General features: G+C 41.5%; 20 protein-coding genes and 2 tRNA genes. 13 read left to right on the forward strand and 9 right to left on the reverse strand.

Annotated features, from left to right (window positions below):
* Positions 1 to 7: 7 nt before the first annotated feature.
* The 5 genes from nhaA to hemA form a co-directional block, all read right to left on the reverse strand.
* The gene (nhaA, locus tag KHS79_RS15005; protein WP_051311349.1) at positions 8 to 1,192 is read right to left on the reverse strand and encodes a Na+/H+ antiporter NhaA; all 1,185 of its coding nucleotides are present in this window, start codon (positions 1,190 to 1,192) and stop codon (positions 8 to 10) included.
* 211 nt (positions 1,193 to 1,403) lie between these two features.
* Positions 1,404 to 2,162: a HesA/MoeB/ThiF family protein gene (locus KHS79_RS15010; protein ID WP_212720037.1), complete on the reverse strand. Its 759-nt coding sequence runs from the start codon at positions 2,160 to 2,162 to the stop codon at positions 1,404 to 1,406.
* A 145-nt stretch (positions 2,163 to 2,307) separates the two neighbouring features.
* On the reverse strand, positions 2,308 to 3,159 hold the full coding sequence (gene prmC, locus KHS79_RS15015) for a peptide chain release factor N(5)-glutamine methyltransferase (protein WP_212720039.1): 852 nt from the start codon (positions 3,157 to 3,159) through the stop codon (positions 2,308 to 2,310).
* Positions 3,152 to 4,237, reverse strand: a complete 1,086-nt coding sequence (prfA, locus tag KHS79_RS15020) for a peptide chain release factor 1 (RefSeq protein WP_212720041.1) — start codon at positions 4,235 to 4,237, stop codon at positions 3,152 to 3,154. The genes prmC and prfA overlap by 8 nt, the downstream gene beginning before the upstream one ends.
* 58 nt (positions 4,238 to 4,295) lie before the next feature.
* On the reverse strand, positions 4,296 to 5,549 hold the full coding sequence (hemA, locus tag KHS79_RS15025) for a glutamyl-tRNA reductase (protein WP_212720042.1): 1,254 nt from the start codon (positions 5,547 to 5,549) through the stop codon (positions 4,296 to 4,298).
* Positions 5,550 to 5,967: 418 nt separating this feature from the next.
* On the opposite strand from hemA, the gene KHS79_RS15030 reads away from it, so the two are divergent.
* The 10 genes from KHS79_RS15030 to KHS79_RS15075 all read left to right on the forward strand — a co-directional run bounded on the left by KHS79_RS15030 (position 5,968) and on the right by KHS79_RS15075 (position 13,967).
* Positions 5,968 to 7,686: a tetratricopeptide repeat protein gene (locus tag KHS79_RS15030; protein ID WP_212720043.1), complete on the forward strand. Its 1,719-nt coding sequence runs from the start codon at positions 5,968 to 5,970 to the stop codon at positions 7,684 to 7,686.
* Positions 7,687 to 7,705: 19 nt separating this feature from the next.
* Positions 7,706 to 8,344, forward strand: a complete 639-nt coding sequence (gene lolB / locus KHS79_RS15035) for a lipoprotein insertase outer membrane protein LolB (RefSeq protein ID WP_212720044.1) — start codon at positions 7,706 to 7,708, stop codon at positions 8,342 to 8,344.
* 24 nt (positions 8,345 to 8,368) lie between these two features.
* Positions 8,369 to 9,223 carry a 4-(cytidine 5'-diphospho)-2-C-methyl-D-erythritol kinase gene (gene ispE, locus KHS79_RS15040; protein ID WP_212720045.1) on the forward strand — a complete coding sequence of 285 codons (855 nt, stop codon included), beginning with the start codon at positions 8,369 to 8,371 and terminating at the stop codon, positions 9,221 to 9,223.
* Positions 9,224 to 9,249: 26 nt separating this feature from the next.
* Positions 9,250 to 9,324: transfer RNA gene (locus KHS79_RS15045), tRNA-Gln, on the forward strand.
* A gap of 62 nt (positions 9,325 to 9,386) precedes the next feature.
* A complete protein-coding gene (locus KHS79_RS15050) occupies positions 9,387 to 10,328 on the forward strand; it encodes a ribose-phosphate pyrophosphokinase (RefSeq protein WP_027708192.1) in 942 nt (313 codons plus the stop codon).
* A 197-nt stretch (positions 10,329 to 10,525) separates the two neighbouring features.
* A complete protein-coding gene (locus KHS79_RS15055) occupies positions 10,526 to 11,149 on the forward strand; it encodes a 50S ribosomal protein L25/general stress protein Ctc (protein ID WP_212720046.1) in 624 nt (207 codons plus the stop codon).
* Positions 11,150 to 11,175: 26 nt separating this feature from the next.
* Entirely contained in the window at positions 11,176 to 11,769 is a 594-nt protein-coding gene (gene pth / locus KHS79_RS15060; RefSeq protein WP_212720107.1) for an aminoacyl-tRNA hydrolase, read from the forward strand.
* 31 nt (positions 11,770 to 11,800) lie between these two features.
* On the forward strand, positions 11,801 to 12,892 hold the full coding sequence (ychF, locus tag KHS79_RS15065; RefSeq protein WP_027708195.1) for a redox-regulated ATPase YchF: 1,092 nt from the start codon (positions 11,801 to 11,803) through the stop codon (positions 12,890 to 12,892).
* 120 nt (positions 12,893 to 13,012) lie between these two features.
* Positions 13,013 to 13,089 (forward strand) — tRNA-Met (locus KHS79_RS15070).
* A 260-nt stretch (positions 13,090 to 13,349) separates the two neighbouring features.
* On the forward strand, positions 13,350 to 13,967 hold the full coding sequence (locus KHS79_RS15075; RefSeq protein ID WP_027708196.1) for a hypothetical protein: 618 nt from the start codon (positions 13,350 to 13,352) through the stop codon (positions 13,965 to 13,967).
* A gap of 21 nt (positions 13,968 to 13,988) precedes the next feature.
* On the opposite strand, the gene KHS79_RS15080 is transcribed toward KHS79_RS15075, so the two are convergent.
* A complete protein-coding gene (locus KHS79_RS15080) occupies positions 13,989 to 14,855 on the reverse strand; it encodes an AraC family transcriptional regulator (protein ID WP_212720047.1) in 867 nt (288 codons plus the stop codon).
* Positions 14,856 to 15,055: 200 nt separating this feature from the next.
* On the opposite strand from KHS79_RS15080, the gene KHS79_RS15085 reads away from it, so the two are divergent.
* A complete protein-coding gene (locus KHS79_RS15085) occupies positions 15,056 to 16,111 on the forward strand; it encodes an NAD(P)-dependent alcohol dehydrogenase (protein ID WP_212720049.1) in 1,056 nt (351 codons plus the stop codon).
* 91 nt (positions 16,112 to 16,202) lie between these two features.
* Here KHS79_RS15085 and KHS79_RS15090 read toward each other — a convergent pair whose 3' ends face one another.
* The 3 genes from KHS79_RS15090 to KHS79_RS15100 all read right to left on the reverse strand — a co-directional run bounded on the left by KHS79_RS15090 (position 16,203) and on the right by KHS79_RS15100 (position 18,867).
* Complete coding sequence (locus tag KHS79_RS15090) at positions 16,203 to 16,898, reverse strand: substrate-binding periplasmic protein (protein ID WP_212720051.1); 696 nt, start codon at positions 16,896 to 16,898, stop codon at positions 16,203 to 16,205.
* A 61-nt stretch (positions 16,899 to 16,959) separates the two neighbouring features.
* Positions 16,960 to 17,649 (reverse strand): substrate-binding periplasmic protein, encoded by a 690-nt coding sequence (locus tag KHS79_RS15095; RefSeq protein WP_212720053.1) that lies wholly within the window; start codon positions 17,647 to 17,649, stop codon positions 16,960 to 16,962.
* 231 nt (positions 17,650 to 17,880) lie between these two features.
* Positions 17,881 to 18,867 carry a GGDEF domain-containing response regulator gene (locus KHS79_RS15100; RefSeq protein ID WP_212720055.1) on the reverse strand — a complete coding sequence of 329 codons (987 nt, stop codon included), beginning with the start codon at positions 18,865 to 18,867 and terminating at the stop codon, positions 17,881 to 17,883.
* 464 nt (positions 18,868 to 19,331) lie between these two features.
* On the opposite strand from KHS79_RS15100, the gene KHS79_RS15105 reads away from it, so the two are divergent.
* The gene (locus tag KHS79_RS15105) at positions 19,332 to 20,276 is read left to right on the forward strand and encodes an ABC transporter substrate-binding protein (RefSeq protein ID WP_212720057.1); all 945 of its coding nucleotides are present in this window, start codon (positions 19,332 to 19,334) and stop codon (positions 20,274 to 20,276) included.
* 433 nt (positions 20,277 to 20,709) lie between these two features.
* Positions 20,710 to 21,045: an HU family DNA-binding protein gene (locus KHS79_RS15110; protein WP_027708843.1), complete on the forward strand. Its 336-nt coding sequence runs from the start codon at positions 20,710 to 20,712 to the stop codon at positions 21,043 to 21,045.
* Positions 21,046 to 21,047 lie beyond the last annotated feature (2 nt).

Consider the following 21,047-nt stretch of genomic DNA (forward strand, 5'->3'; position numbering starts at 1 on the left):
ATAGTCCTCAGTTGGCAAATGACTTTGTATTATTAGGAGCACCCTTCAGCACAAGATAACCAATAACACCTGAGAGTAAAGAGCCAAATAAAATACCAATACGATCTGTCATTAGATAATCACCACCAACTTGTTCAAATGCCAGTGAACCAATAAACAAGCTCATAGTAAAACCAATACCACACAACAAAGAAACCCCATACAACTGTCGCCACGTTGCATGACTAGGTAGTTTTGCCAGCCCAAGCTTAATTAAAGCCCAGGTAAAACCAAATACACCTAGTTGTTTACCAATAAAAAGTCCGCCAATAACACCTAAAGGAATGGGATCAGTGACTGATTTTAAGTCTGTCATGCTTAGGCCAACACCCGCATTTGCAAAAGCAAAAATAGGCAAAATAGCAAAAGCAACCCAACTATGAAGTCCCGTTTCAAGCTTATGTAAGGGCGAAAGGACTGTGTGGTCTCCGGTTCTTAATGGTACTGTAAACGCAATAAGCACGCCTGCTAGCGTTGCATGAACACCAGACTTTAACACACAGACCCACATAATGGTTCCCACAACCATGTATGGCCCTAAACGCAACACTTTAAAGCGATTAAGCAGCACTAATATCACTAGGCAAATTGAAGCAGCAATTATCGACTCGATTGATAAATCACTAGAGTAAAATAACGCAATAATAATAATGGCCCCTAAATCGTCAATAATTGCCAGAGCCATTAAAAAGATTTTTAATGAAGGAGGAACACGACTGCCTAATAGAGAGAGCACACCTAACGCAAATGCAATATCAGTTGCAGCTGGTATAGCCCACCCCTGAAGTGCCAAAGGGTCTTGGTAATTCATCGCGGCATAAATCGCAGCAGGTACAACCATACCTCCCACTGCAGCTACCGAAGGCAAGAGCACTTTACTGGGAGAAGATAACTCCCCTGACAAAAACTCTCGCTTTACCTCAAGCCCAACAACCAGGAAAAAAACAGCCATCAAGCCATCATTAATCCACAACAAAATGGGTTTATCGACACCCAGTGTGCCAATTTTAATCACTAGTTCAACAGAGAGAAGCTGGTCATAATAGTAAGAAAGTGGTGAGTTAACACAAATCAGTGCCAAAATAGCAGCAACCACCATAATTATGCCGCCCGCTGACTCTGTATGTAAAAAGTGCTTTATTTTTTCAATCATTGATACCCCTGAATAAACAACACCGGAAACCTATAGTTAGCATCTTAAGCTATATTAAAAAACCAGCATATATTAACAAGACAAATAGGTACTTACCTTTATGCTGTTCATTATCACAGCACTGTTGCAATCTGAAGATTCTGGAGATTCTTTAAAAAATTGTTGCAATATCAGGTTAAATGTTCATAAACATCTATCCGCAAAATACGGCTTATGACTTCTGATCAGCACAAACTTGGCACTGAGCATTTTTCGCTAGCTTCAATGAGCGCCAATCCATGTACTTTGCATCCAAAACCAGTAAGCGTCCAACCAATGTAGTGCCAAAACCAACTAACAGTTTAATCACTTCTGTAGCCTGAACAGTACCAATCATTCCCACCACTGACGCTAACACACCAGACTCACTACAGGTCATGGGTTGTTCTTCATGTCCTTCTGGGTATAAACAGTGGTAGCATGGAGAGTTTGGCTGCCGCGAATCAAATACCGTCACTTGTCCTGACAAACCAATTGCAGCCCCAGAAACAAGTGGTTTTTTGTGACGTACACAGAAACGATTCAGCACATAACGTGTATTAAAATTATCTGTTGCATCAACAATAACATCAGCCTGCAGAATTTCATCCGGTAACTGCGCTTGAGTAAACTTACTTTTAATCGTGAAAATGTGTGTTGTAGGATTAAGCTGCTTAAGTGCTTTACTTGCTGAAAGCACTTTATCCACACCTATCGAGTCAGAAGTATGCACAATTTGTCGTTGTAAATTTGACAGGTCCACCTGATCAAAATCGACCAGTACTAGTTCACCCACTCCAGCAGCTGCAAGATACATACTTACAGGTGAACCTAACCCTCCAAGCCCAATAATTGCAACACGGCTTTTTGCTAACGCTTCCTGCCCCTGGATATCTACTTCTGGCAGCATAATCTGACGGCTATACCGAAGCAGCTCTTCATCACTTAGCATAAGGTATTTTCCTTCGACAGATTGGCCTCTTCACTGCATCTGAACAGGCAAGTCATTGCTAAACATTGCAGCATAACCATAAAAAGTGAAATACAACAGTTGATGACTTAATAGACACGATTAAATTACCCAAAAAGGGTTTAGCTTAGGACGATGGCCATATTCCCCAAGTAATTCGTTCCTGTCCACCAAAATCGAATGCGGACTGAACATGGGTATAACCCAGTTTAGTTAACAACAGTCGTACCACTTCAGCCTGCTGAAAACCATGCTCAAAGTACAAATACCCACCTGGCTTCAAGTAGCAAGTACTTAATTGCGCAATATGATTAATAGCCGCCATACCATTTTGTGCAGCCACCAAAGCAGATTTTGGCTCAAAGCGCACATCACCTTGCTGTAAATGAGGGTCTAAGGCATCAATATACGGAGGGTTACTGACAATTATGTTGTAGCGTGTCGCTTCAGAAATTGCTGAAAACCAGTCACTTTCAAGAAACTGAATATTATTGACGCCGACACGCAGCTGATTTCGCCTTGCCAGCGCTACCGCCTCAGGCACCACATCCACCCCCAGTACTTGCCAATGAGGTCGCTCATAGGCAAGCGCCAACGCAATAGCACCTGTACCAGAACCTAAATCCAACACTTGGTTACTCTGCTCTTTTGCATGATGCTGCAAAATCTTCTCAACCAATAATTCCGTATCAGCGCGAGGGATGAGGGTAGCATTTGATACCTCAAGATCAAATTTCCAAAATCCCCTTTCCCCAAGTAAATGAGCGACAGGCTGTCCCGCTTTACGTGCATCCAACAATGCCAAAAAAGCTTTTTGCTGTTCGCAAGACAGTGTTTTTTCTGGCCAGGTAAAGCAGTAGCTCCGAGGTTGCTTTAATACAAAGCAAAGCAAGTGCTCAATATCAACTTGAGGCTCACTAGAAACTGTTTTCAGATCACCCGCCATCGCCAGGGCTTGAGCAATCGTTAACTCAGTCATCACTCATGGATGCCAGTAGCTCGGCTTGATGCTCATGAAGTAATGGCTGTATTACAGAGTCTAAAGAACCTTCCATTACCTCTGGTAACTTATACAGTGTTAGATTAATACGGTGATCCGTAACCCGGCCTTGTGGATAGTTATACGTTCTAATCCGTTCCGAACGATCACCACTACCCACCAGACTCTTACGCTGGTCAGCCACTTCTTTCCGCGCAACTTCTTCAGCAGCAGAATTTAATTTCGCCGCTAACAGTGACATCGCTTTTGCTCGGTTTTTATGCTGAGAACGTTCATCCTGGCATTCAACGACAATCCCTGTGGGTAAGTGCGTTAAACGAATAGCAGAGTCTGTTTTGTTAACGTGCTGTCCACCCGCTCCAGATGCCCGGAAAGTATCGACGCGCAAGTCGGCTTTATTGATTTCTATCTGCTCTATTTCATCAGGCTCAGCCATGATCGCAACAGTACATGCTGAAGTATGAATACGGCCTTGAGACTCAGTTTCAGGCACACGCTGAACACGGTGAGCACCTGACTCAAACTTGAGCATACCGTAAACACCTTCACCCACTACCCGACTGATAATTTCTTTATAACCGCCATGCTCACCCTCATTGGTGCTAACTACTTCCACTTTCCACTTTTGTTGCTCAGCATAACGGCTGTACATACGGAACAAGTCACCGGCAAAGATAGCGGCTTCATCACCACCTGTTCCAGCACGTATTTCTAGGAAAATATTGTGAGAATCATTCGGGTCTTTAGGCAATAATAAAACCTGTAATGCTTGCTCAAGCTCTTCAATAAGCTTTGCTGTTGCCACTAACTCTTCCAGAGCCATTTCTCGCATTTCTGCATCGCCATCTTTGGCTAAAGCTTCAGCTTCTTCGTGATCTTCTTTGGCTTGTTGATACTTTTTAAAGCAGCTGACAACATCCTCTAAATCTGCATATTCTTTAGAGAATTTACGAAATCGCTCCTGGTCGGTAATGACTTCTGCATCACTTAGGAGGGCGGCCAATTCTTCATAGCGCTCGGCCAGGTTTTCTAATTTAGCGTGAATAGAAGGCTTCATGATCCTCAGACTTTCAAGTGTTAATACTTAACAAAAATTACAAGAATTAGCGCAAGGGCTATTGATCTGTTTCAAACAGGTACTGTGCCCAGTTAACCAAATCCATTCTTCCTTCAGCCCCTGCTTTCTTGATTTGCACACTGGGCGCATGCGTTAATTTATTCGTTAGTGCATGTGCAAACTGAGCTAACACTGCCTCCGGATCTGCCCCATTTTTTAATTGACGTTGTGCTTTCTCTAATTCAGTTTCCTTGAGCATATCCGCTTTTTTTCGAATGGCTTTCAGCACATCAATCGCATCAAGCTCTTTGAGCTTGAGCATAAACTCTGCAGCACCTTCTAATACCAGCTTCTCGGCCTCCGATGCAGCTTGCTCACGCTGCCGAACATTCTCATCAATCACTTCACGAAGATCATCAACGGTATATAAATATACATCAGCAAGCTCACTGACTTCGGGCTCAATATCCCGAGGAACTGCTAGATCAACCATAAACATTGGCCGGTGTTTACGCACCTTCAATGCTCGCTCAGTAGCCCCTTTGCCAAGCACAGGCAGCTGGCTGGCTGTTGAAGCAATGACTATATCCACCTTGGGAAGATAATCAGGAATGTCAGCTAAAGCAATTGATTGCGCATTGAACTTATCTGCTAATTTCGCAGCTCGATCTAATGTTCGATTGGCAAAAATAATGGTTTTAACATTGATATCAAACAAATGGCGAGCAACAAGCTCAATGGTTTCTCCAGCGCCAATCAGCAGAACAGATGTTTCTGATAAATCAGCAAAGATTTGCCGAGCGAGTGACACTGCAGCATAAGCTACTGAAACAGGGTTTTGTCCAATACTGGTTTGAGTTCGTACTTGCTTGGCAACAGAAAAACAAGTCTGAAACAAGCGTCGTAATGCCGGTCCAACAGTTCCTGCTTCTTGTGCTTGCGCATAAGCCGTTTTAATCTGCCCAAGAATTTGCGGTTCTCCCAGCACCATTGAATCCAAACCACAGGCTACCCGGATAAGATGCTGAACTGCTTGCTCTTGTTTATGGCAGTAAATGTAATTGCTCACATCTTCATCATGTAAATGATGATACTCAGAAAGCCAATGGAGTAATACTTTAGGCTCAACTTGGTCTAATGAGCAGTAAATTTCTGTCCGGTTACAGGTAGAGAGTATGGCTGTTTCTCGAACTCCCATTATTTTCTGGGCAGACAGCAAGGCATCTTGCAGTCGCTCAGGCGTAAACGATACTCGCTCACGCATCGCAATGCTTGCTGTATTATGATTTATTCCCAGTGCCAAAAAACCCATATCACTTCACTAATTATCAGGACCTGTTCACAGCATCAATATACCCCTTACGAAGGGTACAACATCAATTTTTACTGCTAGACAATACCGAACTTAACTTATTCTTAGGCGTAAAGACCGCGAATTTTCCTATGAATAACCTATAACTGCAACCAGCCTGTTAGGATTACAAAATATTGCATCCACATTGAACAGTTTATCAATCAATCAGTCTACACTTGCAGAATACCCCTAAAACTGCCAATGTGAATATGCAAAAAAACATGAGAATGTTTCTTTCTAAGATAAGTCAGAATTTACCCAGTGGTCCATGCGCGAAGTAAGGCATCAGTCTTCAAAGCAATTTTTTCTGGCGAGGCGCTTTTCTGCGCTTGGTAAGTGACTGGCGAACTATCGATTACGTAGGTATTAAACATTGATGACCACACTTCGCAATGGAACACTCTTATTAACAGTTACGCTTTGTGCCACACTTGCAGGTTGTACCGGGCTAAAGCCTTCAGAGGATAAAAAAGCATCACAGCAAACTGAAGCCCCCCCTACAGCCTCTTTCACTCCTGACACTCTATACGCATTGCTATTAGCTGAACTGGCAAATAAGCAGCAGCGCTTTGATATTGGCCTGGGAAATTACCTACGCGAAGCACAAAAAACTAAAGACCCAGGTGTGGCTGAACGTGCCTATCAAATTGCCCAATATATTGGTGCCAAGCAGGCTGCCCTACAAGCAGCCTCTTTATGGAGTGAAACGGATCCGGCCAATACCCGCGCCCTCCAAGCCAAAGCTATTCACTTAAGCTATAACGGTCAGTTTGAAGCAGCCTTGCAGGCAATGCTTGAGTCTCTGGCATTAGATGGTGAAACCCACTTTGACTTTATCGCCCTCAATGCCGCTGAATTACCTAGCTCAGAGCGCACTAAACTCATAGCCATGTTTAACCAGGCACTAGCACAGCATCCTGAAAACACACAACTGCGCTTTGCCAAAGCATTATTGCTTGAACAAAATGAACAGTATCAGCAAAGTCTGGAACTTGTTGACGAAGTACTGGATGACAGTGAGCCTTCCCCCAAAGTCATCAACCTCAAAGGCCGCTTACTCATTCACCTCAAACAGTATGAAGAAGCTGAAAACTACCTGGCAAAAGCCATAAAGAGTCATAAGGAAGATGTACGCCTTCGTCTTCTATACGCACGCACCCTAATACATCAGAAAAAACTAGAAGACGCTCAAACTCAGTTTACTGAACTGCAAAAATTATCACCTAATGACTCCAAAATTATTTTTTCACTGGGTCTGATTACCCTCGAAAATGAAATGTACGAAAAGGCCGCAAGCTATTTCAAGCAGTTGCAAAGTGATAAGCAACTCAGTAATGCTGCTAATTATTATCTAGGTCGGATTGCAGAAGAACAAAAACAGTTTGATAAAGCCATCCAGTTTTACACAAAGGTTGAGCCAAGCCAGGAGTTTTCTCAGGCTTACTATCAGCTAGCGCTAATCTTGCTAGAACAAAAGCAAACCAAAGCTATTACTGATTACTTTAATCAGGCCCGTAAAGATTTCCCTAAGCTATCCGCGCAACTTTATATGATTGAGGCCGAAGCCTACAGCAACCAGCAGGCCTACCCAGAGGCCAAGCAAACGCTTGACCAAGCATTACAAACAGAACCCAATCATATTAACCTACGATATGCGAGAGCCATGGTTGCTGAAAAAATGGGCAACCTTGACCTTTTGGAGTCAGATCTTCGCTCAATTATTAAGCTAGACCCCAATAATGCCCTTGCCCTCAATGCGCTTGGTTATACTCTCGCCAATAAAACCAATCGCCTGCAAGAAGCCAAAAAATTAATTGAGCAAGCCTACAGTATTACACCCAATGACCCTGCGGTTATTGATAGCTTGGGTTGGGTAGAGTTTCGACTTGGCAACCATCAACAAGCATTAACCTTGCTTCGCAAAGCGTTTGCAGCCTTTCCAGATCATGAGGTTGCAGCACATCTCGGTGAAGTGCTCTGGGTATTGGGCAAAAAACAAGAAGCGCTCGATGTTTGGCAAAAAGCCTTGCAAGAAAAGCCAGATAGTGAAATTCTGCAGCGTACAATGCAACGCCTCAATGTCCAAAAACCATAGACCTTAACCAAACAATCTTATGAAGACATTTCGCTTATTTCTTATTGTGACACTGGCGTTACTTGCCAGTGGGTGTTCTTTATTACAAAGTGTCAAAACAGACTACTGGCCCTTCGATAAAGAAAAACAAGCGCTTAACTTAAGCGAGCGAGAAAAGTTTTGGCTGAAGCACCAGCAACAATTATCGAAAATTGATACCTGGTCATTAGAAGGTAAGCTAGGTATTCGTACGCCAAATGACAGCTCTAGTGCTTACTTGGACTGGGAGCAACAAAACCACCTTTATACTATTCGTCTATCTGGACCTTTAGGTCAGGGTGTTGCTGAAATCATGGGCAAACCAGGCTGGGTTGTCATGAATACAGCTGATTCAAGACTATTTACCGCTGACAGCCCAGAACAACTACTCGCTCGTGAGCTTGGCTGGACACTGCCTATTTCTAATATGCAACACTGGATTAAAGGCATTCCTGACCCATCCAGTGATACCCAACCTAATCTGAACGAACAGGGCCTGCTGGCAGAAATCAAACAAAATGGCTGGGAAATTAAGTATTTCGATTATCAGCAGTTTAATAACCTATGGCTGCCTAGAAAGATCAGAGTCAGTAATGACCAGTACAAATTAACGTTCATTATTAGTGAATGGCACTTTTAATCGAGACTCATTTTATTTCAGCCTATGCAGCAGCTAACACTCCCCGCACCCGCAAAGCTTAATTTGTTTCTTCATATCTTAGGGCGCAGAGTTGATGGCTACCATCAGCTCCAAACCCTGTTTCAGTTTCTTGATTTAGCTGATGACATCACCATGACAGTGCGTGATGATGGGAAACTCAACTTACTGACACCTTTTGCGGGTTTGGCTGATTACGATAACTTAGCGATCAAAGCTGCCAAAATACTACAGTTAGCAACCAATACCTCCCTGGGTGTCGATATTTCAATTCACAAATGCTTACCTATGGGTGGTGGTGTTGGGGGAGGCAGCTCTAATGCCGCAACCGTTTTACATGGCTTGAACATACTTTGGCAAACCCGTCTCTCTAATGAAAAACTTGCCGAACTTGGATTACAGCTTGGGGCTGATGTCCCTGTGTTTGTTCATGGGCAGGCAGCCTGGGCAGAAGGTGTGGGTGAACAACTAACTCCAGTAGTACTGCCAGAACCTTGGTTTATTCTGGTAAAGCCAAACTGCCACATCAGTACAGCCGAAATTTTTCAACACCCAGATTTGACAAGAGACTCTGATCCTATTACAGTTGCCGCCTACTTGCAGCGGGGTGCTAGAAACGACTGCGAGGCAATTGTTAGAAAGCGTTATCCAGAGGTTGATAAAGTTTTCAAATTGCTTAATAATCTCGCCCCGACAAGATTGACCGGAACAGGTGCTTGTCTATTTGCTGAATTTGCAGATAAAAACAGCGCCGAACGAGCTTTTAAGCAGCTACCGGGTGATCTGCAAGCCTTCCTTGCAAGAGGGTGTAACCAGTCAATATTACACAAACACTTGCAAAGCCGGACGAATTCAATATAATTCGCACCCGGTAACACACAAGACACTGGGGTGTCGCCAAGCGGTAAGGCAACGGGTTTTGATCCCGTCATGCGGAGGTTCGAATCCTCCCACCCCAGCCAAATTAAGTTTCACACCACCTATCCCAACCCATCAAAAAATATGACCCAAAAAGGTAATTACCGTGTCTAAAATGATGGTCTTTGCGGGCAATTCAAACCCGGATCTGGTTCAAAAGGTTGTCGATCACTTAAGTATTCCTCTTGGTCGCGCTTACGTCGGTCGTTTCAGTGATGGTGAAATCGCTGTCGAAATTAATGAAAACGTCCGCGGTAAAGATGTTTTTATTATTCAATCCACCTGTGCTCCTACCAATGACAACTTGATGGAAATGGTCGTTATGGCTGATGCCTTACGCCGTTCTTCCGCCAACCGTATTACTGCTGTTGTTCCCTATTTTGGCTATGCTCGCCAGGATAGACGCCCCCGATCTACCCGAGTCCCAATTAGCGCCAAAGTAGTGGCTGATATGATCACTGCAGTAGGTGTTGATCGGCTGTTAACAGTTGATTTACATGCAGATCAGATTCAAGGCTTCTTTGATATTCCTGTAGACAATATCTATGGCTCCCCCATCATGCTGGATGATATTTCTCAGCAACGTATTGAGGACCTTATTATTGTCTCTCCTGATATTGGTGGTGTGGTCCGCGCTCGTGCAATCGCCAAAAAACTCAACACAGATCTAGCTATCATTGATAAGCGAAGACCAGCTGCCAATCAGGCTGAAGTCATGAACATTATTGGTGATGTTGAAGGGCGTACCTGTATTCTGGTTGATGACATGGTTGATACTGCAGGCACTCTTTGCCAGGCAGCACGCGTATTGAAAGAAAAAGGCGCTTCCAGAATCCTGGCTTACTGTGTACACCCTGTACTCTCTGGCCGTGCGATGGATAACATTAACTCCTCTCAACTCGATGAGCTGGTTGTCCACAATACCATTCCTCTTTCTTCAGCCGCTAAACAGTGTAGTAAAATCCGTCAGCTGGATATGTCACACCTGATTGCTGAGTCCGTACGCAGAATTAGTAATGAAGAATCAATCAGCGCCCTCTTTCGCTGATTATTAGCTAAAGCTCTATACTTATGGGGGTAAATTACTTACCCCTATGCCCCTCAATTGCCATCAAAATCTTAAAAAATGCGAGCAAAAGCCTAAGAAATAGGTTATTATTCGCGCGCCTTTTTTGTGGCAATTTATTGCTGTGCTCTTGGTCGCGAGATGCCACAGTGGATTTGACCTTATTCAGGAGTTCTTCAATGTCTAACGAATTTTCTTTAACACTGGAAAAGCGTGAAGATGTAGGGAAAGGTGCGAGCCGCCGCCTGCGTCGTGAAACGCAACAAGTTCCAGTTATTATTTATGGTGGCCAAAAAGCACCTGCGCAAGCTTCTGTACCTCAAAAAGATATCGCTAAAGCGCTCGAAAATGAGGCTTTCTACTCTCATATCCTGACTCTAGAGCTTGATGGCCAGCAAGAGCAGGTAATACTGAAAGACTTACAACGTCACCCTGCTAAAGGTTTCATCATGCATGCAGACTTCTTGCGTGTAAGTGCTAACCAAAAAATCACTACCCACGTACCTTTACACTTCATTAACGAAGATAAGAGCGTTGGCGTAAAAGCCGGTGGTGTAGTTGCTCACTCAGCTGTTGAAGTTGAAGTTCGCTGTCTGCCAGCTAACCTGCCAGAGTTTATTGAAGTTGATATGACCGACATCGAAGTGGGTCAAAGTGTTCACTTGTCTGACTTGAAAATGCCTGAAGGTGTTGAGCTCGTTGAACTCTCTCATGGGGCAGACCACGATAATACCGTTGCAGTTGTACAAGCTACGCGTGCTTCTGCTGAAGAAGGCTCTGACGAAGAAACAACTGAAGAGTAGTCTGAGGTTTTGCCAACATGGCTAAAATGATCCCCGAAGCAAACATTCAGTTAGTTGTCGGCCTAGGGAATCCTGGTGCCGAGTATGTTAATACTCGGCACAATGCTGGTGCCATACTTGTTGAAGGGTTAGCCCGTAAGTTCGGTACAACCCTCCACCCTGAGAAGAAATTCCATGGTGAGGTAGCACAAGTAAAGGTTAAAGGGCGAACCCTACATCTACTTATCCCCACAACGTACATGAATCTCAGCGGCAAAGCTGTTCAAGCTTACGCTAACTTTTACAAAATCCCTCCTGAAGCCATTCTTGTTGCCCATGATGAATTAGATTTAGCTCCAGGCATTGCCCGTTTAAAACAGGGTGGTGGTCACGGTGGCCACAATGGCCTGCGAGATATCATTAATAAACTGGGAAACTGCAAAGACTTTTTTCGCCTGCGCATTGGTATTGGTCATCCAGGTATTAAAGAACAGGTTGTTGGCTTTGTGTTAAGTCGAGCGCCACGACAAGAGCAGGATTTAATCGATGCTGTCTCGCATGAGGCAACTCACCTGTTACCTGAAGCAATCACTGGCTCTTGGCAATTAGCAGTACAACAGTTGCACCGTTTTAAAGGCTAAACTTACTTTTCAAGCGAAAGGAACACAGACCATGGGTTTTAACTGCGGTATCGTTGGTTTACCTAATGTGGGTAAGTCCACTCTCTTTAATGCTCTGACTAAAGCTGGTATTGGCGCTGAAAACTTTCCTTTCTGCACAATTGAACCTAACGCAGGTGTAGTTCCTATGCCTGACCCTCGCCTCAACGCATTAGCCGAGATAGTAAAGCCAGAGCGTGTAATTCCTACCAGTATGGAGTTTGTTGACATCGCCGGCTTGGTTGAAGGAGCATCCAAAGGCGAAGGGCTTGGTAATCAGTTCCTTGCTAATATCCGTGAAACTGACGCAATTGCTCATGTTGTACGTTGTTTTGAAGATAGCAACGTCATTCATGTAGCTAACAAGGTGGACCCTGCCAGAGATATCGAAGTCATTAATACTGAACTTGCACTGGCTGACTTAGAAAGTGTTGAGCGTCAATTGCAGCGCCTCGTGAGAGTTGCCAAAAGCGGCGATAAAGAAGCAATAAAACAAAAAGCAATGCTTGAAAAGCTCTTACCTCACTTGAACGAAGGCCTTCCAGTTCGCTCACTCTCCCTCACTGAAGATGAGCATGCTCAAATCAAGCAATTTCACCTGCTCACGACAAAGCCAACCATGTATATTGCCAATGTCAACGAAGATGGCTTTACTGACAACCCATATTTAAAAGTGGTCGAAGAAATTGCTGCTCAAGAAGGCGCAGTGGTTGTTCCTATTTGCAATAAACTTGAAGCGGAAATTGCAGAACTTGAAGATGAAGAGCGTGATGAATTCCTTGCTGACTTGGGCATGGAAGAACCTGGCTTAGATCGTGTAATCAGAGCAGGCTATCAATTACTCGGCTTACAAACTTATTTTACTGCTGGGGTAAAAGAAGTAAGAGCCTGGACCACAAAAATTGGTGCAACAGCCCCTGAATCTGCGGGTGTTATCCATACAGACTTTCAAAAAGGGTTTATTCGAGCCGAAATTATCAGCTACGATGACTACATTACCCACAATGGTGAACAGGGTGCTAAGGAAGCTGGAAAATGGCGCCTTGAAGGTAAAGACTATATTGTACAAGATGGTGATGTTATCCACTTCCGTTTTAATGTGTAACCTATAACCTTTGCCAAGCATATATAACGCAAGAAAGGGCTATAAACATCGATAGGTTAAAAAGAGCATGACAAGGGGTTGACATTAAACATAAAACCCCTAAAATACGCGCCATCCTTTGGCTACGTAGCTCAGTTGGTTAGAGCATCGCATTCATAATGCGAGGGTCAGTGGTTCAAATCCACTCGTAGCTACCATATTTTAAAAGACCGACAACATGTCGGTCTTTTTTTTGCCTGAAAACCTGCGCGCCACCATTTACGTTTATTTTGGCGTCAATAAAACTTAGCATTCCTAAATCTACTCTCAGCATCCAACCCACAGAGCAGCCTGCTCTAATCTTGACTTAAATCATTTATATTCAGGAGTATCTTGAAAACCATTTAAAAATTAAACATTACTACTAGAATACCTCCATTTAATCACCAACTCTATCCTTACTTAATAGCAGTAAAAAATGAATAAACTTTCAACGCTAATAATTATATATTTAATTTCTCTTATGTCTGGCTGCGCAATGTACGAAGGAGGTAATATCCCCAGTACATCGCTAGATAAAACCAATATTAATATCAAAAATAAAAAATCACTTTCTTTTACTTCTCTAGCAAAAGGAGGATTTTCAAAACCATCGAAGCAACCAGAATTTGCTCAAAATATTATTAAAGGTGAACTTACAACTGTTCTTGAAAAATCAGGTTATTTTAGCCGTATATCAGCGAATGATCCTGAGGCTGAATTAAAACTTGAGCTAATAATCACTGAAGCAGGTAACCCTGCAGCCCTTATACCAGCATTTATTACTGGTTTAAGCCTATATACAATTCCATCCTGGGCAACATCTAACTATGAAGTAAATGCTATTATTCAGAATAAAGAAGGTCGTCAGAAAAAATACCTTTTGAAGGACTCTGTAACTTTAGTTCAATGGCTACCTATGATATTTGCTTTCCCATCCCATGACTTTTCAGTGGTACCCAAAGTACGTAAGAATATGTATCGTTACCTTTTAAAACAAATAAAAGATGATGGTTTTCTTGATGAGGCCAATCCAGCAATCAGCTTAACGGATTAATATGTCTGAGTCCTATCTTACCTAGACTTTATGCTGGATAGGACTCACCCCAAAATAGCGCTTATAATCCCGGCTAAATTGGTTAACACTTTTATAGCCTACTGCAGATGCCGTTTGAGTGACATTTAACTCATCATGACTCAGTAATAGCTGTGCTTTTATAAGACGAAGCCTTTTTAGATATTGTATAGGAGAAGAACGAGTAACTTGTTTAAAATGATGATGAAATGTTGATAAGCTCATATTTGCCCGACGCGCTAACTGTTCAACGGAAATTTCATCTGCCAGCTCTGAATGCATTTGAGTCAAAACCTGTACAATTCGCGAGTAATGTCCTTGGTTTTGAACCAAAGCCTTTAGTGCAGGCCCTTGTGCCCCCTGAAGTGCTTCAAAAATAACGTCCCTTACTCTATTACTTCCCACCACTCTAGCCGCTTGAGGATCATGTAAAGCCCTTAACAGCCTTATAACGGCTTCTTCCATACCAATCGTCATGGCCACAGAATCCATAGGTTTTGGCAGCTCTGCATTACCCTCTTTCGATTGCGGACCAGCCAATGCTAAAACCAGCTCCGCTAATGTAGCCGCATTAATACTGACAGAAATACCAAATAATGGTGTCTCTTCAGATGCAAAGGTTTCACACTCAAAAGGTAAAGGTAAGGTTTGTACTAAATAATGACCCTCATCGTAATGAATCTCCCTATCACCTAAATAGCCGATTTTTCGCCCCTGAGCAATAATACACAGACTAGGCTGATACATTAAAGGAACCCTAGGTTGTGGTTTATGGCTTGAAAAAAGGAACACTTCAGGCAACAGCGTTTCGGAGATTCCATCATGTTTTACGAGCTGGCGAGTTAGCGCCAACATCTCAGGACAACCCATATTAAACCTATACTTTACGAATCACTTGACGACTCAGTATGCTGCCAGTAGCTCCCCTGATTCAATCAAGGATAATAAATCTGGAGGAATTGGCAAAAATACCATACTTTTGTTGATGGCAAAAAAAACAAGGACCCTCACAATAAAGCCAAATCGCCTACGGCGACTCCCTCCTTAATTTTAAATAGGGAAATACTCACATGACACTAACGAAAGCCTATGCAGCACAATCCGCAACATCAGGTCTAGCACCTCATAATATTGAGCGACGCGCGCTCAGAGACGATGATGTAGCTATCGAAATAGACTATTGTGGTGTATGCCATACTGATATTCATTTTGCAGAAAATGACTGGGGCATGAGTATTTATCCTGTGGTTCCTGGGCATGAAATTATCGGCCATGTAACTGCTGTAGGTAAAAGTGTAACTCAGTATAAAGAAGGTGATATTGTCGGTGTGGGATGTATGATCGACTCCTGTCGTACATGTTCAGCATGCCATGAAGGTGTGGAACAATTCTGTCAAGAAGGTATGGTCAGCACCTATAATGGACAGGATCGCCATGATCAACATATTACTTTTGGCGGTTACTCTGAAACGATTGTTGTTAGTGAGCGCTTTGTTTTAAATATACCCAACCAACTTGATCCAGCCACTGCAGCACCGATTCTTTGTGCAGGTATAACCACCTACTCACCGCTTAAGCATTATAATATCCAACCAGGCCACAAAGTTGGAATTATAGGTATGGGTGGCCTAGGTCACATGGGCGTAAAATTCGCCAAAGCCATGGGTGCTGAAGTAACTATTTTTACTCGTTCAGCAAGCAAAGTAGCAGAAGCTAAAAAACAAGGTGCAGATCATGTTATTATTTCCAGTGATCAAGAGCAGATGTCTTCAGCAACAGAAACTTTTGACTTTTTATTAGATACAATACCTGTCCAACATGACTTAAACCCATACATTAACTGTCTTAAATATGATGGTGTTCATATCATAGTTGGGCTATTAGAGCCCATTGAACCGGCACTACAAGCCAGTGTGTTAGTCATGAAACGCCGTATACTTACAGGCTCCCTGATTGGTGGAATAGCTGAAACACAAGAGGTGTTGGATTTTTGCGCAGAGCATAATATCAACTGTGATGTTGAGATGCTTAACATTCAAGATATTAATACAGCATACCAACGGATGAAAAAAGGTGATGTAAAATATCGGTTTGTCATCGATATGGCGAGTTTAAAAGATAGCTAAATCCCCATACTATGGGATGCATAAGAAGAATATTCTTGTGCATCCTTTTCTTTTAGCTTTATTTTAGAGAGACGGCAGTTGCAATTTAAGTTCAATTTTGCAGTTTGATCAAAAAATTATTTAACCACTTTAATTTTTTAAGATTTTCTTCATCATTTCGAAAGGCAATAACCAGCTCTTTTTCCATTAAAACAGTTAATACTTCGATATCCGAAATCCCCTCTTTTTCAGAAAGGTACAACATAACACTAGGATCAGTTATTGCCACATGACTTCTACCCGACGCTAACATTTTAAGCAATGAATATTCATTAGATGACCATTCAATATTTTTAGTGTATTTTTGTATTCTTGAGTCTATTATCTCGGGATAAATATAGGTTTTTACCAATCCAATACTATACACTTCAAATAGCTTATCAATTGAGTTATATTCAACCTGAGTATCCCCCCTTTTCATAACAGCGACTTCAGACCAATCAATAGGTTTTGATCCTACAAAGCCCTCAATTACCTCCTCAGGCCATGCAGGAAAGTAGCCAATATAACCTTTCTTTCGAGCAACCTCTTTAGCACGTAGCCAAGGATAAAACTCAACAACAAGTTTAACGCCTTCTGCATTCAAAATTGCTCTTAATTTTTGGATGGAATTTCCTTGGTGTGTCATAGCATCACCAGAGTATGGTTCCCAATTAAGAGAGGTTATTTTCCAAATGTCTTTAGCTTGTAGTGGCACTGTGATTAGCGTTACTACCAATAAAGTAAGAAAAAATATTGCTTTACTCATATAAATTACATTTTTCCAGAGTAAGACTTAAAAACTCATATAATACGATACTCCAGAGTTACTAGTTATTTATTTCACTCAACAACTTATTGATACGCTCTATACGCGCTTTATTTTCGTCATCATTTCTCAATGCAACAACCAATTCTTTTTGCATTAAGGTTTTAACTAATTCTATATTCAATATTCCATTTTTATCTGCCAAATAAAGCATTACGTTTGGGTCCGTGATCGCAACATTATTTCTTCCTTTAGATATTTTCTTCAATAATGACATTTCATTTGATGCACCCTCAACATGGCTAGGATATTTTTTCATTGCCTGGCTAATTTCGTTAGGATATACATAGGATTTAACAATACCCACATCATATCTTTCAAATAATTCATCAATAGTGGAAAATTCAACTGTTGCACCGGTTCGTTTAAGTACTGAAATCTCAGACCAGTCAACCGGCTTTGAGGCAACAAACCCCTGTCCTACTTCCTCGGGCCAAGCGGGATAATAACCAATGTACCCCTTTTTTAAAGCCATCTCTTGAGCACGCTTCCAAGGATAAAACTCTACATTCAGAGTGATACCATCTTTTTTTAAGATATTTCGTAGTTTTTGAATGGAGTTCCCCTGATTTGTCATTTCATCACCAGAATAAGGCTCCCAATTCAAGGATGTTATCAACCAAGTTTCATTACCAACAGCTGAGAAAGATGCAAACATAAAATAAGTCAGCAATATTTTTTTTAGGAACATTCGATCACCTTTTATATAATTTAGTTTAAACAAGCCAGAGCTATAGCATGCTCACTAATAGTGAAACATATTAAATTATAGTATTCATTTACAGTCAGCCATGAATATTTATAGGTAGCGCATTTAATTGATAAAGAGCGCTGTTGGGTGGTTACAATAATAAGCGACGGGAAGACGCAGCATAAACTGCATTCCCTCCACACTGATGGTCAAAAACACGAACAACAAGCCCTATAAATGATTCGTAAAGGGTATACTATTGACATAAACAAAGTTACTCTCATTTAAAGTGCTACAAACCTGTGCTCTACCATTGCGTTTAGCACGATATAACTGAGCATCCGCATCTTGAATTAAGTGAGCGGGTTGAGCGCTTTTATCAGGTATTACTGTCGCGACACCAGCACTTAGTGTAATTTTTTTACTAGCTGCTGATGATGAGTGAGATATATTTAGTGCTTGTACTTCTTCGCCAATAGCCTTTGCGAGAAAAACAGCCCCTTGTAATGATGTTTCAGGTAAAATAACCGCAAACTCTTCTCCACCATATCTGGCTGTTAGATCTCCTGCCCGCTGTGGTCTTCTTGCTATAGTTTCAGCCACACGACACAAGCATGTATCACCTTTTAGATGGCCATAGGTATCGTTATAACTTTTAAAATAATCAATATCAAACATGATTAATGATAAAGGTGCCACACTGCGCATACACCTTCGCCATTCTTTTTTAAAATGCTCATCAAAATATCTTCTATTACAAACACCTGTCAAACCATCAAGCCAAGCGTACTTTTTCAGTAGCTCAGCTTGACGTTTCATCATTAAATGAGTTCTCACTCGATGCTTAAGTGTTAAATGATTTACAGGTTTAGGAATAAAATCGGTACAGCCAACAACCCAACACATATTTTCCTGTTCAATAGTATTTTGGGATGTGATAAATATAACGGGTATATCTTCGGTAGACTCGTTACTTTTCAAGCATTTACAAACATCTAAGCCATTTACACCTGGCATAACAACATCAAGTAAAATTAAATCAGGCATCTCTTCCTTTTTACAAAAATTAAGAGCTTGTTTTCCATTATTTGCAATAAAAACATCATAATCGTCTAGCAAGATATTATGTAAAATCTTGAGATTTAACGGGTCATCATCAACAATTAGTACTCGGCCTCTATGCATAGTATTTTGGATATATCCCTGTGATGAGTACATTACAAAAATTCCTTTTCAGGCTCAAACTGAATAGTTCGGCAATATCCTTTTGCTTTATCAAATTTTTTTACACAAGTTACTATCTGCAAGTATATCCATTACATTAACATTTCACGCCAAAATTTTATCCATTAATACGCCTAATACTTATTCAACTAAACAGTATAATATACCCACAGCGAAGTATCTTTAGGGGCAACTGTCAAGTAGATAATCTTCAGAAGATTATTCCAACCAACGGTACAACTGGTATACCTTTCGTGAACCAACTTAAGTCCTGACAACAAATCTTACTAATGCGTCCATTAGCGCAGATTCGCTGGCCTATTAGAGTAAGCGCTATAGATGACCATGTATAAAATTGATCTGTCCAAGGTATAGGGTGATGTACTCTTTTGCTAACCTATAAGTTTTAAAGCATTTTTTCTTTGCAAATTGAATACACAGCTTAAGATCTTTCTCTTATGAAAATATACCCAATACTTTTTTTATTCTTATACTATTTACCTATAACATCTGCGGCTCACGATCAAAAGTCAGCCCATATAACCATTGCCCTAAACGACTGGGCTAGTCAAATTGTACTATCTTATGCAATTGGTAACTTACTGGAAAAACAAGGCTATAACATTTTTTATCGAGAAATCAGCACCGCTAAACAATGGGGAGCCATTCGGCTAGGAGAAATAGATTTACAACTTGAAGTCTGGGAAGGCTCTATGGCCAGAGACTTTTTACGAATGGTTGAACAAAAACTTATCATTGATGCAGGAAACCACAGCGCAACGACAAGAGAAGAGTGGTGGTATCCAGCATATGTTGAAAAGATGTGTAAAGGCTTACCTAACTGGAAATCGCTGAATAGCTGCTCCCACCTTTTTATCATGGACTATTCAGGCGAAAAAGGTGTTTATATTACGGGGCCCTGGGATAAACGAGAGGGTAAGCGTATCCGCTCTCTCAAACTTAACTTTTTATTAAAGAAAATTGGTGGCGAAGCCTTTAAGCCAACCATTTTACTGGCTATAAAAAAACAAACACCTTTACTCATTTTCAACTGGACACCGAACTGGGTAGAAAGTCGTATAGAAGGTCGTTTTGTCGAGTTTCCTCCTTATGAGCCATCCTGCACATCTGACCCTAAGTGGGGACCAAACCCCTATGAAACAATGGATTGCGGCAACCCTAAAAATGGCTGGCTAAAAAAAGCAGTATCAAAGCGATTCCCTGAAGTATGGCCTTGTGCATTTGAGCTTATAAAACGTATCAGTTTTACTAATCAAATGATCTCTGAAGCATCTGCTTTGTATGAGTATGACCGGCACTCTTATATGGATGCAGCAAAGCTTTGGCAAGACAAGTATAAAAATGAAATAGGCCACTGGCTATCCCTGCAGTGCCCTTTATGACACATAATTGGCTAAACAGATACCCACAATCTGCCTAAAGGAAACGAAACTTTTGTACTATGACCGAAGCTTTGTACTAGCCTTTGCTACCCCCACAATGTAACTATACAAATGCTTAAAGAGCGAAATAATCATGTCCAACACTTCTCATAAGGTCCTATTTAACCCCAAAAATAGCTCAAACAATACACTCAAACTGTCATCTTTCATGCAATGACTATCTACTGTACAAGCAAATATAAGCTAGTGAACAAGACTAAAGGTTGCGCCTTTTTCTAGTAAGATAGACACTTACTAAGCTAAGCTATTACTATTACAGCTTTCACAAAACTACTAAGAAAACAAAATTTAACTCAAAGAATTGTTTTTCTAATTGTCATAAACCAATAGTTGTATTATTTTTTCCTTGTAACTCTAATGAAGGGGTAATGTCATGGCCGCAGCCAAGAAAGCAACAGCAATCACAGAACGCTACACTAAAACACAAATCCTTAATGAAATTGCCGAAAACACTGGCCTTACCAAAAAGGATGTTTCTAACGTACTTGATGGACTAAGCGAGGTAATTGAGCGTCATATCAAAAAACGTGGTTGTGGTGAATTCACCCTTCCAGGCCTTCTCAAAATCACAACTAAGAAAAAGCCAGCAGTTAAAGCCCGTAAAGGTGTCAATCCTTTCACGGGAGAAGAAATGATGTTTAAAGCCAAGCCAGCTTCTATGCAAGTTAAAGTTCGGCCTCTGAAAAAGCTTAAAGACTTCGCACTTTAGGC

Origin of the sequence: Zooshikella ganghwensis (assembly GCF_018263875.1) — a bacterium.
GTDB lineage: Bacteria > Pseudomonadota > Gammaproteobacteria > Pseudomonadales > Zooshikellaceae > Zooshikella > Zooshikella ganghwensis.

Bases quoted from the DNA above. Each gene is read 5' to 3' on its own strand.
- nhaA (WP_051311349.1), bottom strand. From the start codon at position 1,192: ATGATTGAAAAAATAAAGCACTTTTTACATACAGAGTCAGCGGGCGGC.
- KHS79_RS15010 (WP_212720037.1), bottom strand. From the start codon at position 2,162: ATGCTAAGTGATGAAGAGCTGCTTCGGTATAGCCGTCAGATTATGCTG.
- prmC (WP_212720039.1), bottom strand. From the start codon at position 3,159: ATGACTGAGTTAACGATTGCTCAAGCCCTGGCGATGGCGGGTGATCTG.
- prfA (WP_212720041.1), bottom strand. From the start codon at position 4,237: ATGAAGCCTTCTATTCACGCTAAATTAGAAAACCTGGCCGAGCGCTAT.
- hemA (WP_212720042.1), bottom strand. From the start codon at position 5,549: ATGGGTTTTTTGGCACTGGGAATAAATCATAATACAGCAAGCATTGCG.
- KHS79_RS15030 (WP_212720043.1), top strand. From the start codon at position 5,968: ATGACCACACTTCGCAATGGAACACTCTTATTAACAGTTACGCTTTGT.
- lolB (WP_212720044.1), top strand. From the start codon at position 7,706: ATGAAGACATTTCGCTTATTTCTTATTGTGACACTGGCGTTACTTGCC.
- ispE (WP_212720045.1), top strand. From the start codon at position 8,369: ATGCAGCAGCTAACACTCCCCGCACCCGCAAAGCTTAATTTGTTTCTT.
- KHS79_RS15055 (WP_212720046.1), top strand. From the start codon at position 10,526: ATGTCTAACGAATTTTCTTTAACACTGGAAAAGCGTGAAGATGTAGGG.
- pth (WP_212720107.1), top strand. From the start codon at position 11,176: ATGATCCCCGAAGCAAACATTCAGTTAGTTGTCGGCCTAGGGAATCCT.
- ychF (WP_027708195.1), top strand. From the start codon at position 11,801: ATGGGTTTTAACTGCGGTATCGTTGGTTTACCTAATGTGGGTAAGTCC.
- KHS79_RS15075 (WP_027708196.1), top strand. From the start codon at position 13,350: ATGAATAAACTTTCAACGCTAATAATTATATATTTAATTTCTCTTATG.
- KHS79_RS15080 (WP_212720047.1), bottom strand. From the start codon at position 14,855: ATGGGTTGTCCTGAGATGTTGGCGCTAACTCGCCAGCTCGTAAAACAT.
- KHS79_RS15085 (WP_212720049.1), top strand. From the start codon at position 15,056: ATGACACTAACGAAAGCCTATGCAGCACAATCCGCAACATCAGGTCTA.
- KHS79_RS15090 (WP_212720051.1), bottom strand. From the start codon at position 16,898: ATGAGTAAAGCAATATTTTTTCTTACTTTATTGGTAGTAACGCTAATC.
- KHS79_RS15095 (WP_212720053.1), bottom strand. From the start codon at position 17,649: ATGTTCCTAAAAAAAATATTGCTGACTTATTTTATGTTTGCATCTTTC.
- KHS79_RS15100 (WP_212720055.1), bottom strand. From the start codon at position 18,867: ATGTACTCATCACAGGGATATATCCAAAATACTATGCATAGAGGCCGA.
- KHS79_RS15105 (WP_212720057.1), top strand. From the start codon at position 19,332: ATGAAAATATACCCAATACTTTTTTTATTCTTATACTATTTACCTATA.
- KHS79_RS15110 (WP_027708843.1), top strand. From the start codon at position 20,710: ATGGCCGCAGCCAAGAAAGCAACAGCAATCACAGAACGCTACACTAAA.